Source organism: Arenimonas sp. MALMAid1274 (assembly GCF_049195245.1).
GTDB lineage: Bacteria > Pseudomonadota > Gammaproteobacteria > Xanthomonadales > Xanthomonadaceae > Arenimonas.
Map to the genome: position 1 here is coordinate 42,859 of NZ_JBMIRR010000025.1, position 13,253 is coordinate 56,111.

10 protein-coding genes are annotated in these 13,253 nt (G+C 67.9%); all 10 read right to left on the minus strand.

Features of this window, described 5'->3' with window-relative positions; translation table 11 throughout:
* Positions 1-14: 14 nt before the first annotated feature.
* On the minus strand, positions 15-920 hold the full coding sequence (locus tag ACOQFR_RS05080; RefSeq protein WP_421379238.1) for an NAD-dependent epimerase/dehydratase family protein: 906 nt from the start codon (positions 918-920) through the stop codon (positions 15-17).
* Positions 921-923: 3 nt separating this feature from the next.
* Positions 924-5,699, minus strand: coding sequence for a glycoside hydrolase family 99-like domain-containing protein (locus tag ACOQFR_RS05085; RefSeq protein ID WP_421379240.1), 4,776 nt, complete (start codon positions 5,697-5,699; stop codon positions 924-926).
* Positions 5,696-6,286, minus strand: a complete 591-nt coding sequence (locus ACOQFR_RS05090; RefSeq protein ID WP_421379242.1) for a class I SAM-dependent methyltransferase — start codon at positions 6,284-6,286, stop codon at positions 5,696-5,698. Before ACOQFR_RS05090 ends, ACOQFR_RS05085 begins: the two co-directional genes overlap by 4 nt.
* Before the next feature lie 71 nt (positions 6,287-6,357).
* The gene (locus ACOQFR_RS05095; protein ID WP_421379244.1) at positions 6,358-7,749 is read right to left on the minus strand and encodes an ABC transporter ATP-binding protein; all 1,392 of its coding nucleotides are present in this window, start codon (positions 7,747-7,749) and stop codon (positions 6,358-6,360) included.
* A complete protein-coding gene (locus tag ACOQFR_RS05100) occupies positions 7,739-8,572 on the minus strand; it encodes an ABC transporter permease (RefSeq protein ID WP_421379246.1) in 834 nt (277 codons plus the stop codon). The genes ACOQFR_RS05095 and ACOQFR_RS05100 overlap by 11 nt, the downstream gene beginning before the upstream one ends.
* Positions 8,569-9,741, minus strand: a complete 1,173-nt coding sequence (locus ACOQFR_RS05105) for a cystathionine gamma-synthase (RefSeq protein WP_421379250.1) — start codon at positions 9,739-9,741, stop codon at positions 8,569-8,571. The genes ACOQFR_RS05100 and ACOQFR_RS05105 overlap by 4 nt, the downstream gene beginning before the upstream one ends.
* A 20-nt stretch (positions 9,742-9,761) precedes the next feature.
* The gene (locus ACOQFR_RS05110; protein WP_421379252.1) at positions 9,762-11,132 is read right to left on the minus strand and encodes a pyridoxal-phosphate dependent enzyme; all 1,371 of its coding nucleotides are present in this window, start codon (positions 11,130-11,132) and stop codon (positions 9,762-9,764) included.
* Between the two features lie 148 nt (positions 11,133-11,280).
* Complete coding sequence (locus ACOQFR_RS05115; RefSeq protein WP_421379254.1) at positions 11,281-11,499, minus strand: YdcH family protein; 219 nt, start codon at positions 11,497-11,499, stop codon at positions 11,281-11,283.
* A gap of 377 nt (positions 11,500-11,876) precedes the next feature.
* On the minus strand, positions 11,877-12,851 hold the full coding sequence (locus tag ACOQFR_RS05120; RefSeq protein ID WP_421379256.1) for an OmpA family protein: 975 nt from the start codon (positions 12,849-12,851) through the stop codon (positions 11,877-11,879).
* Positions 12,851-13,225: a hypothetical protein gene (locus ACOQFR_RS05125; RefSeq protein ID WP_421379258.1), complete on the minus strand. Its 375-nt coding sequence runs from the start codon at positions 13,223-13,225 to the stop codon at positions 12,851-12,853. The genes ACOQFR_RS05120 and ACOQFR_RS05125 overlap by 1 nt, the downstream gene beginning before the upstream one ends.
* Positions 13,226-13,253 lie beyond the last annotated feature (28 nt).

Sequence of the window (13,253 nt, forward strand, 5' to 3'; positions counted from 1 at the left end):
GCGCCCGGCATTTTTCAGGGAAGCGCGCGCCAGGTGGCCTCGATGCCGTCTTCAAGGCGGGTCACCGGCGACCAGCCGAAGCGGTCACGCGCCAGCCGGTTGTCGAGCACGACCCGCCTGACGTCGAAGTCTCGACCCGGCAGGTAACGCACGTCCAGCTCGCGGCCGGTGACTTGGGCGATGACGTGACACAACTGGTTCAGGCTGTGGCCTTGGCCGTTGCCGACGTTGAAGATGCCGGTCTCTCCGCCCAGGCCCGCGTTGACCGCGAGGTCCACCAGGTCGTCGATAAACAGGTAGTCGCGGACCACCTCGCCGTCGCCCCAGATTGAAATCGGCTGGCCGTTCCTGGCCAGGCGAAGGAAGGTACCGATCGCACCCTGCACGCCGGAGCTGGCCTGGCGCGGTCCATAGGGATTGGAGGGGCGAAGGATGAGCGGGTCGAGCTGGCCCAGTTGCGCGAACATGGAGAGGTAGGCCTCGACCGCCACCTTCACCACGCCATAGGACGAAATGGGCCGCAGCGGGTGGGATTCCGGCACCGGAACCGCATCGGGATTGCCGTAGACCGTGCCACCCGACGAGAAGTACACGATGCGCCTCACGCCGGCCATGCGCATGGCCTCGATCAGACCCAGAGTTCCAACCAGGTTGCCCTGTACGTCGGCGACTGGATCAAGGTTGGACGTGCTGGGCACGGTGGTGCTGGCGAGGTGGAAGACCCGGTCGACGCCCTCCAGCGATTCGGCCAGGCGAACCGGATCGAGCAGCGAACCCGCGAGGAATTCTACGCCGGTCCAGTCCATGCCGGGACGCGGCGTGCCCATGTCGAGCACGCGCACCGCGCAGCCAGTCTGGCGCAGGCGCTCGACCAGGCTCGACCCGATGAAGCCATTGCCGCCGATGACCAGTGCGCGCATGCGTCAGGGCCTGTTGCCGTCGCCGGCCAGCCCGAACTGGCCTTCCAGCACCTTGGCGTAGTCGGCCGCCGCGCGCCGCACGGATGCATCGGGGGTGTAGGTGTCGCAGGCCTCACGCTGCACCTTGAGCACTTCATCCAGGTGCAGGCGCGCCGCGGAATGGTGGGTCACGCTGGTGGCATGGCGGCGATGCTGGTTGCAGGCCTTGGCTTCGAACGCCACCTTGCCCAGACGCAGCAGCCGCAGGTAAACCACCCAGTCGCCGGCGATGCGGTAGGACGCGACCTCATCGATATTGTCCTGCAGCACCTTGACCAGGGCCTCGCGCCGGAACAGCACCGCGCTGACGTTTGGAACGGCGTTCTTGATGCACAGGCCGCTGCGCGCCTCCTCGGCGCCGTCGGCAACGTATGACGACAGCCAGCGCGTGGCCGACAGGTCCCGGGTGTAGTCCAGGTAGTTGCCCGCCACTACCTTGCCGGACTCGTCCATCTGCTCGGACTGGGTGTAGCCCATGACGATGCCGGGATCCGGCGCCATCACGGCCAGGAGCCGCTCCAGGAAATCGGACTTGGCCAAGTCATCGGCTTCGGCGATCCAGATGTAGTCGCCGGTGGCCGCCTGCGCACCCTTGAGCCACTGGCGGAACACCGAACCGCTGTTGCGCTCATTGACGATGATGCGCGGCTCGGGCGCCAGGTCACCGCGAAGGTGCTGCAGCACCACCATGCTGTCATCGGTCGAGGCGTCGTCCAGCACGATGATCTCGTACACCGGAACCGTCTGCGAGGCGATGCTGTCCAGGCGCTGGCGCAGATAGCGCGCGTAGTTGTAGTTGGGCACCACCACCGACACCTTGGGCAGGTCCAATCCGCCCAGGGCCAGCAGGTCCATGACGTAGGAGCGGAACGAGAACCGGGTGTCCACCAGCTCACGGCCCTGCTCGCCCAGGCGCTCGCGCCGGTCGTTGTCGGCAAGCAGGTCCCGCAGCGCCTGTGCGTAAGCCGATGCGGTCAGCTCGGAGACCACCGCACCGCCCTGCGCGGCCACCAGGTCGGCGCCGCCGCCGGTACCCGCGAAGGCCAGCACGGGCGTGCCGACCGACAGGCTTTCGAGCACCACCGACGGGAACGGATCCTCGCGCGAGGCCAGCGCATAGACGTCCGCACCCGCGTAGTAGTCATCGGTGTCGAAATCCAGGCCGACGAAATGGAAGCGCGACTGCATGCCGCCCAGCCGAAGCACATCGTCCACCCGCTCCTGCACGCTGACGTCGCGGTGGCCCACCCACACGAAGTGCAGGTCCGGCACATCGGTCAGCAGCACCGCCGCCTCGGCGAGCAGGTCCACGCCCTTGCGCAGGTCGGCGTAACCCACGCTCACCACCACCTTCGCCGCCGGATCGATGCCCAGCCGCGCGCGCAGGGCCGCGCGCGCCGGTCCAAGGTCGCGCAGGCCCCGGTAACGGCTGCGCGTGAACAATCCCTGCGGCCGCACGACGAGCTTGTCGCGCAGCAGCCTGCCATCGGCAAACCCGTCCAGGCCCGCCGCAACGGCATCGCAGGCCACCACGACCTTGCGGGAAACCTCCACCAGCGAGGCCACCGCCTGCTCGAGTCCGTACTGGCGGATCACGCCCGGAAGTTCGTGCACGAGGGAAACCACCTCCAGGCCCGCCGCGTGGAAGGCAGCGGCCACCCGGCCGGAGACCGCGGTGTTGGCGATCACCAGAGTGGTGCCTTCGGACTTGGCATGGCTCACGAGCGCCGCAACACCGGTCTCGTCATAGGCTTCCTGGACATCGCACAGCGCTTCGAAGTCCTCCAGCAGCCGGCCTGGCCCCAGCAGACCCACGGATACCGCCTGCCCCAGCGACTTGAGTTCCTTCACCAGATTGAGCGCGAGGTATTGCGCGCCATGCGGGTGGGCATCATGCGAAAGCACCAGCACGCGCGCGGCGCCCCGCTTCACTTCCAGCACCTCGCGCGTCACCTGCAGGTAGGCATGGCCATAGCGGCGGTCCGGCTCGAGGTGGGCACCCTCGGCCCATTCGTTCCAGGCGTTCACCATCACGATGCTCTCGCCGGCCACCGGGTGCTCGTTGGCGTAGTCGACGGCGAAATCCAGCCAGTCGCGATAGCGCTGCGGCGTCGAGAACGCGAAGGTGTAGCCCTTGCCCGGACGCCGGGCCTCGTTGTCCCAGCCAGGGAAAACCGTGCGGATCAGCGGGAAGCCCTTGTCGGGCCAGGCCTTGGCACTGTCCACGATGGATTGGTAGTGCGCCACGTGGCCCTGGTAACCGGGGTTCACGATCTTGAGCGTGCTGTTGATCGCGTCGAAACCCTTCGCGAGCTTGTGCGGAGGGAACTCGACCGCGGCGTCGAAGCCGTACTCGCGCGGGTCCTCGACGTCGAACTGCGCCATCGTCAGGTAGATCTCGCCGATGCCGGCCTCGCGGCAATGTTTGCGCCAGCGCTGCACGGTGGCAGCGGCGTCGGGCAGGATGGACGGGCGATAGACGATGACCAGCGGCTTGCCGTCGACGCGGATGTAGCGCCTGTCTCGCAGGTAGGGTTCGAGGTCCTGGATGAAGGCGATGTCGTTGTCCGGACCGTGCTCCTGCGAGATCAGGATCTCGCTGTCATGGCCGTCCCAGCGGCGGGTCCAGTTCTCGTTCGCCCAGCACAGGCAGAACGGGAAATCGAGGTCCTCCTGGGCCAGGAAGATATCCAGCGGCCGCTCCATCAGGCGCTTGCCGCCGAACCAGTAATAGTGGAACGCGAAGCCATGCACGCCGTATTGCCGCGCCATCTCGACCTGGCGGCGCAGCACGTCCGGAACGCGCAGGTCGTAGAAGCCGAGGTCCGCCGGCAGGCGCGGCTGGTGGTGACCCATGAACTGGGGCACGGCCTTGGTGACGTTGGTCCATTCCGTGAACCCCGCGCCCCACCACGCCTCGTTCTCGGGAAAGGGATGGAACTGCGGCAGGTAGAACGCGATCACCTTGGCGCGCAGCGAATCCGCCCGCGGCGCAGGCGCCGACGACGGCCCCACGTATTCGGGGGCACGCCGGTCGCTGTCGCTGGCGAACAGCTCTTCCAGGTAATCCGCGGCAAGCTTGTCCGTGCCGGGCGCGGCGGGCGCGGCCGGCAACGCGGGCGCCTCTGCCGCCAGCGGCGCCGGCAAGCGCGGCGTCGGATCGGCATTGGTCGGCACGCCCAGCATGTCGGCGTAGCTTGGCGCGGGTCTGCCGTGCCGAAGTGCGGCCAGCCGGGCGCGCGCCCAGCGCATCGGGGCGGTGATGCGCCAGCTCTTGCTGGTCACCAGCCGCTCGACCTCCTGCTGGCGAAGGTCCACGCGCGCGTGGGCATCGAGCAGGTGGGCGTCGCGTCGTCGCAGCTCGGCGCGGGCCATCGCGAGCTCGGTCGAAAGGTTGCGCATCGCCGTGGTCAGCTGCCCGAGCTTGGCCTCGGACACGTCGACCTGACCGGCCAGTCCGGCCACCTGCAGCGCGTGGTCGTGGTCGCTCTGTTTCCAACCCTCCAGGCGATCGTCGGCCAGCCTTCCAATGCGCTCGAGCTCGGCCTGCATGCCGCGCTCGCGCGCTTCGAGTTCGGCCACGGCGGCGCTCGCATCGCGCAGGCTGGATTCCAGCGCCGCATTCGCCGTTTCCAGCTCCTGATACCTGCGCGCATGCTCGGCTTCCAGCTGCGAGATCCTTTCCGCGTACGACGACTCCAAGGCCGCCTGGCGCTGGGCGTGGCTGGCTTCGATCTGGTTGATCAGCAGAGCCTGGGTCGACCTGGCCTGGTCGAGGAACTCCCGCAGAGCGGAGCGTTCGGCGTCGGCCGCACTGGTCGAGGCCTGCATGTCGGCATGGCGCACGCGCGCGTGCTCGAGGTCCTGCTCAAGACCCGAGAGCCGGGCCGTGGCCTGCTGGATCTCCGCCAGCCGCTCCCCGACGCGCAGTTCCTGTTCCTCCTGGGCCTTCTGAAGTGCCTCCTGGGCACGTTCGTACACGGTGCGGTAATGCACCATGAACTTGTCGGCCTCGGCATACTTCTCCTCGAGGAAAGCCACGCGCTCACGGTGGATGACGCGCTGGCCCAGCGCGTCGAACAACCGGGTCACGACGGTCTCGTCCGCACCGTCGCTCAGGCGGCACAGGTCGAGCAGGCTCGGCGGCGGGTCTTCGCCGACCAGCAGCACGCCGAGGCCGTGGGTGTGCTTGAACTCGTAGGACGGGTAGCGCGTGCGCAGCTCCTCCCAGAGCCGCCATACGCCGAATCCGCGCTCGCGCACCATGGTGTCGTGGAAGAGCACCACACCCCGTCGCGACATCTTGGGCAACCAGGATTCGAAGTCATCCTTGACCGCCTCGTAGGTGTGCAGGCCGTCGATGTGCAGCAGGTCCACGCCCCCATCGGAGAAATACGCCAGCGCTTCGTCGAAGCGCATGCGCATCAGCTGCGCGAAGCCCGAGTAGCGGTCCTTGAGCAGGCCGGTGAGGCGCTCGTGCACTTCCTCGCCATAGAAGCCCGAGTGTTCATCGCCCTGCCAGGTGTCCACGGCGAAGGCCTTGGTCTGCGTGCTCCGGTCCCGGATCGCCTGGCAGAAGGCGAGGAAGGACGTGCCGTTGTGGGTACCCAGCTCGACCAGCACCCCCGGCTTCATCTCTTCGATGATCCAGAAGGCGAACGGCAGGTGTCCTACCCAGGCACTGGGGAGCACGTCCTCGGGCAGCATCGAAAGGCTGGTGTTGGCCCGGAAACCGCTCATGCGTCCCCCATCTGCATCTTCATGCCCATCCGGGCCAGGCGCAGTCCAAGGCGCTGCCGCAAGCCCATGCCCTGCGAGCGGAAGACGCCGACGGTGTCGCCCCAGGCCGCGCTACCCGGATCCGGATGCGGTTCCCAGTCCGTGTGGACCTCCACCAGCTCCATGCCACCCATCTTGGCCAGCGCGCGGTAGCCGTCCGGATAGAAGCGCCAGCAGTCCTGCGGGTAGCGGTGTTCGGGTCCGCGCGAGGGGGCGATCAGGAAAACCATGCCCCCGGGCCGCAGCACACGCTGCATCTCCATCCAGGTCATCCAGAAGTGCTCGATGTGCTCGAACGCCTGGCCGGAGATCACCAGGTCCCTGGAGGCGGTGGCGAAGGGCAGGCGGTAGGGCGAATCGAGCACGACATCCACGCCCGGCCCGGCCTCGAGGTCGACGCCGGTATAGCGCCAGTTGGGCGAGTCGAACAAGGTGCGGTAGGAGCCGTTGACGTCGAACGAGCCGATATCCATCACGTCCAGCGCCGTGCCGGGCTGCAGGTAGGTCGAGACCAGGCGCTGCATGTGTTGGTAGGAACTGTTGTGCATGGAAAGCTTCTCTCTGATGCGGTGGCAGCAGGTCGGCGTGCCGGCTGCGCCCGTTCAATGGATCAACGTGGTCAGGCCTCGCTGTCGGCCTCCGGGACCGAGAGCAGGACGGAATGATAGGGCAGGCCGACCAGTCCGGCCGACAGCGAACTGGACACCGATTCAAGCACCAGTGCGTCGAACACCCAGTCGTTCTGGACGTGGTCGAGGTGGGTGCCGTCGGCCAGCGCAACGTCGATGGTGTACTTGCCCACCGGAAGGTAGGGCATCTGGAATACGAATTCGGCACGCAGGCGCTGGCCGGCAAGCACGCCCGGGGTGGCGCCGCGACCGCTGAGATACGTGTTGGTACCAAACAGCTGCTGGCCCAGGCGATCCTTGAAGAAGAATCCGACGATCGGGCCGTGCACGGCGTCGTGCGCCTCCGCCTCCACCACCAGCCTGACGATTTCGCCGCCCTCGACGCGGGACAGCGCTTCGCCGGACGCCGCTTCCATCCGCGTTGAAACGATCTTGGCGCGCCCGTCGCCGAAGGTACCCGTGGGTGCGGCGAAGCGGAACACGCGGATGTCGCTTTGGTCCAGGCCGGGGCGCAGCTCGGGCTGCGCCGGCGCTTCCGGTCCGACCAAGGGCACGGACTCCACGCGCGCCGTGGCGCGGCGCGGCGCGACCTGCATGCCGTAGGTTTTGGCGTGGTACGCCTCGGAGACCTCCTTGGCGGGCCCGTCCATGACCAACTGGCCGTTCTCCAGCCAGATCGCGCGCTGGCACAGGCTCTTCACCGCGCTTTCGTCGTGGCTGACGAACACCAGCGTGCCGCGCTCCTGGAACTCGCGCAGGAAGCGCATGCACTTCTGCGCGAAGAAGACGTCGCCCACCGCCAGCGCTTCGTCCACCACCAGAACGTCGGCATCCACATGTGCGATCACGGCGAAGGCCAGGCGCACGAACATGCCGCTGGAGTAGGTCTTGACCGGTTGCTCGATGAAATCGCCGATGTCGGCGAAGGCGGCGATGGCGTCAAAGCGCTGGTCGATCTGCACCTTCTCCAGGCCCAGCACGGCGCCGTTTAGATAGACGTTTTCCCGGCCCGTGAACTCGGGATTGAATCCGCTGCCCAGTTCCAGCAGCGCGGCCACCCTGCCCTGCACCGCGACTTCGCCGGCGGTGGGGGTGAGGGTGCCGCACAGGATCTGCAGCAGGGTGGACTTGCCCGATCCGTTCTTGCCGATCAGGGCGACGGTCTCGCCGCGCCGGATGCGGAAGCTGATGTCGCGCAGCGCCCAGAATTCAGTGAAGTACCGCTTGTCAGGAAGGCCGAACCCGCGCCGCAGCCGCGGCACGATCGCCTGGCGAAGGCGGTCCTGGGGGCGGCTGTAGATCTGGTAGCACTTGGCGACGTCCGAGACCGCGATCGCGATCCCGCCTTCGTCGGCCGGCTGGCGGGTATGGTCAAAGGACATCGGCGAATCCGCTCCGGGACTTCTGGAAGAACCAGTACCCCAACTGCGCAACCAGCAGCGCCACTGCAAAGAAGATGCCCAGGGCCAGCAGGTCCGGCGGCTTTCCCGCGAACAGCGCGCCACGGAAGGCTTCGATCACGAACGTGAGGGGGTTGAAATAAAGCACCGGCTGGAAGGAATCGGGCAAGGCGCGGATCGGGTAGAACACGGGCGCCAGGAACATCAGCGCGCTGGCCAGCACGCCGGTCAGCTGGGCGACATCGCGCAGGAACACGCCCAGCGCTGCCAGCAGCCAGCACAGCCCCAGCGAGAGCACCAGCAGCGGCAACACCAGCACCGGCAACCACAGCGCGGTCAGCGACAGGCCGCCGGACAAGAACACCACCCCGGCGATCAGGATCGCACCGGCGATGAGCGCATGGAACGCCGCCGCGCCGATGACGGTGATCGGCAGCAGCTCCAGCGGGAAGATCACCTTCTTGACGTAGTTGGCATTGGCCACGATCAGGCCGGGTGACCGGGTGATGGACTCGGCCAGGATGCCGTGGAGGATCACGCCCACGAACACGAACAGCGCGAAGTCGAACTTGTTGTCCGGTCGAGAGGGATCGGTCCACTTGGCGCCGAACACCACCGAGAATACGAAGGTATAAACCGCCAGCATCAGCAGCGGCTGCAGGATCGACCAGCCGATGCCAAGCCAGGAGCCCCGATAGCGACCGCTGATCTCACGCCAGGTGAGGTCCCTGATCAGTCGCCGGTTGGCCCATAACGACGCCATCGCCGAGAACAGGCCGACGGGACGCTGCGAATGCGGGTTCATCTGGCCCCGCCACCCAGCGCGGACGCCAGCTCGTCGCGCAGGTCCGACAGGTCCTCGACGCCGACGCTGAGCCGCACCAGGTTGTCGGCGATGCCCAACGCCGCGCGGCGCTCCACCGGCACCGAGGCGTGCGTCATGATCGCCGGGTGGTTCACCAGGCTCTCGACGCCGCCCAGCGATTCGGCCAGGGCAAACAGCCGGCACTTTTCCATCATGGCGCGTGCCGCATCGGCCCCGCCCTTGACGTAGATCGAGATCATGCCGCCGAAGCCGTGCATCTGCCGCTTCGCCAGCGCGTGCTGGGGATGCGAGGCCAGGCCGGGGTAGATCACCTTGTCGATGGCCGGGTGTTTCTCCAGCCATGCGGCGAGCTCGCCCGCGTTTTCGCAGTGCGCCTTCATGCGCAGGTGCAGGGTCTTCAGGCCGCGCAGCGCCAGGAAGCTGTCGAACGGACCCTGGATGCCGCCAACCGCGTTCTGCAGGAAGGTCATCTGCTCGGCCAGCGCCGCGTCGTCGCCCACCACCACCATGCCGCCGACGATGTCGCTGTGGCCGTTGAGGTATTTGGTGGCCGAATGCATCACCAGGTGTGCGCCCAGCTCGAGCGGGCGCTGCAGGATCGGGGAGCTGAAGGTGTTGTCCACGGCAAGCCAGAGCCCGCGCTTGCGGGCGAACTCCGCCAGGCGCGCGATGTCCACGATCTTGAGCATCGGGTTGGTCGGGGTCTCGCACCAGATCAGCTTCGTCTTCGGCGTGACCGCGGATTCCAGCGCCGCCATGTCGTTGAGGTCCACGAAGCTGAAGTCCAGGCCGGCGCTGCGCCGGCGCACGCGCTCGAACAGCCGGTAGGTGCCGCCGTAGACGTCGTCCATGCACACCACGTGGCTGCCGCTGTCGAGCAGGTCGAGCACGGTGGACGTGGCGGCCAGGCCCGAGGCGAAGGCGTAGCCGTTGCGGCCGCCCTCGAGTTCGGCCACGCAGCGCTCGTAGGCGAAGCGCGTGGGGTTGTGGCTGCGCGAGTACTCGTAGCCCTGGTGCACGCCCGGGCTGGACTGCACGTAGGTGGACGTGGCGTAGATCGGCGTCATCACCGCGCCGGTGCTGGGATCGGGCGACTGGCCGGCGTGAATGGCGCGGGTGCCGAGGCCGTGCTGCTTGGCATCGCTCATGGGGTCATCCTTGGTGGAGGTCACTGCGCGCGGCGGCGCAGGTAATTGAGCAGGTCGATGCGGGTGATCAGGCCCAGGAACTTCTGGCCGTCCATCACGATGGCGACATGGCCGCGGTCGAACACGGGCAGCAGGGTGGCCATCGGGGCGGTGACGTCGAGCTTGTCCAGCTTGCTCACCATGGCGGTGGACACGGGGTCCTTGAAGCGCTCGTCCTGGCCGAACACGTGCATCAGCACGTCGCTCTCGTCGACGATGCCGATGATGGCGTCGCCGTCCATCACCGGCAGCTGCGAGACGTCGTACATCTTCATGCGCTGGTAGGCGACGTGCAGGGTGTCGTTGGGGCCCACCACCACGGTGTCGCGCTGGGCATAGGGCCGCAGGATCAGGTCGCGCAGGTCGCCGTACACCGGCCGCTCAAGGAAGCCGTTGTCCAGCATCCAGTAGTCGTTGTACATCTTGGACAGGTACTTGTTGCCGGTGTCGCAGACGAACACCACCACCTTCTTGGGCGTGGTCTGTTCGCGGCAGAACTTCAGCGCGGCGGCCAGCAGGGTGCCCGAGGACGACCCGCCCAGCACGCCTTCCTTGATCAGCAGCTCCCGGCCGGCCAGGAAACTTTCCTTGTCGGAGATGGCGTAGGCCTTCCTGACCCGGCTGAAGTCGGAGATGTCGGGCAGGAAGTCCTCGCCGATGCCTTCCACCAGCCAGCTGCCGGACTTGGTGCTCAGCACGCCCTCGTTGATGTACTGGGTGAGGATGGAGCCGACCGGGTCGGCCAGCACCAGCTCGACGTGCGGCGCGGCCTTGGCGAAGTAGCGCGACAGGCCGGTCATGGTGCCCGAGCTGCCGCAGCCGAACACGATCGCGTCCATGTCGCCGTCCATCTGGCGCCAGATTTCCGGACCGGTGCCCTGTTCGTGCGCGGCCGGGTTGTCGGGGTTGCCGAACTGGTTGACGAAGTAGGCGCCGGGCGTTTCCGCGGCGATGCGCGCGGCCATGTCCTGGTAATAGTCGGGGTGGCCCTTGGCCACGTCCGAGCGGGTCAGCACCACCTCGGCGCCCATGGCCCGCAGGTTGAAGATCTTTTCCCGGCTCATCTTGTCCGGCACCACCAGCAGCAGCTTGTAGCCCTTCTGCTGGGCCACCAGGGCCAGGCCGATGCCGGTGTTGCCTGCAGTGCCCTCCACCAGGGTCGCTCCGGGCCGGATGTCGCCGCGGGCTTCGGCCGCCTCGATCATCTTCAGGCCGATGCGGTCCTTGATGGACCCGCCGGGGTTCATGCATTCCAGCTTCAGGTACAGCTCGCAGACCCCCGTGTCGAGGTTCTGGGCGCGCACGATCGGCGTCTCGCCGATGAGCTGGAGTACGTTCTGCTGGACCGTCATGAGGGGGGGTGGGCTGGCGGCGGGGGCCTGATTCTACCAGCCTCTCCGCTGGGACCGGGCCGAATGGCGGGACCCCGTTGCGGGGCCGGTCTCGCAAAGTGCGGGCGGCGGCGACCCGACGAGGTGGGCCGCCGCCGCCGCGGGGAACTCAGTGCTTGCGTCGATCGAACATCTTGGTCAGGCGGTCCTTCGCGTTGAGCTTTTCCCTTTTCATCCGCCCCAGGGTGGTGTCGTCCAGGGGCAGCACCCCCAGCTCGGCGTCCAGCACCTGCTTGTCGAGTTCGCGATGACGGTGGTAGAGCTGCCGGAATTCCGGGTCGCTCTTCATCAGCGCGTCGAGTTCGTTCTGCGGTTGCCCTTCAAACATCGGGTTGACCTCCTCCATAAACGCGAACGCCCCGGCCGGTCAGGGCCAGGGCGCAGCGGATTGAGACAAAGGTCAGGTCGCTTTCGCGGGCGGCGTCCCCGGACGACGCGCGCGAACCCGATCGGGTTTCGCTGGGGTCGGCGGAGGCGGGGTCTGCTGTCATCGGCCTGGCTCGGTGGTCCCGGCGGCAGCGGGCCACCGGGTGATTCGAACCTACTCCCCCGTTTTTGGGGTCGCAAGCCTTTCGTCAAGCCATTGATTAAAAAAGAAAAGCCCCCGCTGAACGGGGGCTCGGATGGCTTGGCCGGAGGCCTTTGGATTCAATCACTTATGAAAGTAAAAAATTTGATAAGCGCTGTATCCAATTGATTTGAAAGTCAATTGACACTGATTTCAACCCGCCGGTTGCGTGCGCGGCCCTCGGCGCTGGCGTTGTCCGCCACCGGGGCGGTCTCGCCCTTGCCGGCGGCGCTGAGCCGTGACGCGGGCAGGCCGCCATCCTCCAGCGCGCGTCGCACGGCTTCGGCGCGCTGGCGGGAAAGCGCCAGGTTCGCGGCGTCCGCGCCCTGGCTGTCGGTGTGGCCTTCGATCGTGATGGCGCCGCTGCCGCCACGCAGCTGGCCCGCCAGCGCGCGCAGGCTGGCCTGCGCCTGCGCCGTGAGGCTGGCGCTGCCGCTGCCGAAGGCATTGCCGGCCAGCGTGTACACCGTGCGGCCGCCGACGCGACTGGACGGCGGCGGCGCCGCGTCGGTGATGTCCTCGGCGGCCACCGAGGCCATCAGCTCGGCCTCCTTGCGCGCAAGTTCGGCTTCGCGCGCACGCGCCTCGGCCAGCTTGCGGGCCTGCGCGGTTTCGGCACCGGCCTGCTCCAGGGCCAGCGTCTGTGCGGCGGCCGCGGCCTCGAGCTGGCGCTGCGCGGCTTCCTCGCGCGCCAGGCTCTGCAGGCGCAGGCGCTCGGATTCGCGGCGGGCCTGTTCGGCCTCGATCCGGCTGGACTCGATCATGATCTGGTCGCGCTCGCGGTCGAGCTGGTCGGACTGGCCGTCCAGCAGTTCGGTTTCGGCGGCGGCACGCGCGGCCTGCAGGCGCAGGCCGGCCAGGTACACCGTGTGTTCGCGGTCGCGGCGCTTGGCGTTCTGCGCGGCGGTGATCGCCTGGCGCGCCTTGAGGCGTTCCAGTGCGCCCAGGTCGGCGAGGGACGGATCGTTGTCGAGCGCGGCCAGTTCGGCCAACAGACCGGCCACGGCCTGTTCGTGCTCGGTAGGCGCGGCCTGCACGGGCGTGATCGCCAGCATCAGCAGGACCAGGCCCAGGGCCCGCAGGCGGGAGGAAGCGGAAGCCAGGGTGCGCATCAGCCGGGCCTCCGGTTCACCAGCAGCCGGCGCCGCAGGTCGTCGTTGCGGGCGGACTTGGAGTCGATGTCGGCGCGGGCGGCGTCGAGCCGTGCACGGGCGCGCGCCAGGTCGGCATTGGCGGCGGCCGACTCGGCCAGCAGCAGGGCGTCGCGGTGCTTGCGCTTGCCGGCGGCGGCGCGGGCGGCATCGAGCTGGCCGCGGGCGCGGATCAGCAGCTGGCCGGCTTCGCCGCGCGGCTGCGCGCGGTCGGCGGCGGCCACGGCCTGTTCGGCGGCGGCCAGTTCGGCGGCCGGCGCGGACGCGGCCAGGGCGGGCGCCGCGGCCAGCAGCAGGGCCAGGGCGAGATGGATTTTTAGCGAGGAAAATGTCATAAGGCGAACTCGCAGGTGGGCAGTCGGG

Bases quoted from the DNA above. Each gene is read 5' to 3' on its own strand.
- ACOQFR_RS05125 (WP_421379258.1), bottom strand. From the start codon at position 13,225: ATGACATTTTCCTCGCTAAAAATCCATCTCGCCCTGGCCCTGCTGCTG.
- ACOQFR_RS05095 (WP_421379244.1), bottom strand. From the start codon at position 7,749: ATGTCCTTTGACCATACCCGCCAGCCGGCCGACGAAGGCGGGATCGCG.
- ACOQFR_RS05080 (WP_421379238.1), bottom strand. From the start codon at position 920: ATGCGCGCACTGGTCATCGGCGGCAATGGCTTCATCGGGTCGAGCCTG.
- ACOQFR_RS05110 (WP_421379252.1), bottom strand. From the start codon at position 11,132: ATGACGGTCCAGCAGAACGTACTCCAGCTCATCGGCGAGACGCCGATC.
- ACOQFR_RS05085 (WP_421379240.1), bottom strand. From the start codon at position 5,699: ATGAGCGGTTTCCGGGCCAACACCAGCCTTTCGATGCTGCCCGAGGAC.
- ACOQFR_RS05105 (WP_421379250.1), bottom strand. From the start codon at position 9,741: ATGAGCGATGCCAAGCAGCACGGCCTCGGCACCCGCGCCATTCACGCC.
- ACOQFR_RS05100 (WP_421379246.1), bottom strand. From the start codon at position 8,572: ATGAACCCGCATTCGCAGCGTCCCGTCGGCCTGTTCTCGGCGATGGCG.
- ACOQFR_RS05115 (WP_421379254.1), bottom strand. From the start codon at position 11,499: ATGTTTGAAGGGCAACCGCAGAACGAACTCGACGCGCTGATGAAGAGC.
- ACOQFR_RS05120 (WP_421379256.1), bottom strand. From the start codon at position 12,851: ATGCGCACCCTGGCTTCCGCTTCCTCCCGCCTGCGGGCCCTGGGCCTG.
- ACOQFR_RS05090 (WP_421379242.1), bottom strand. From the start codon at position 6,286: ATGCACAACAGTTCCTACCAACACATGCAGCGCCTGGTCTCGACCTAC.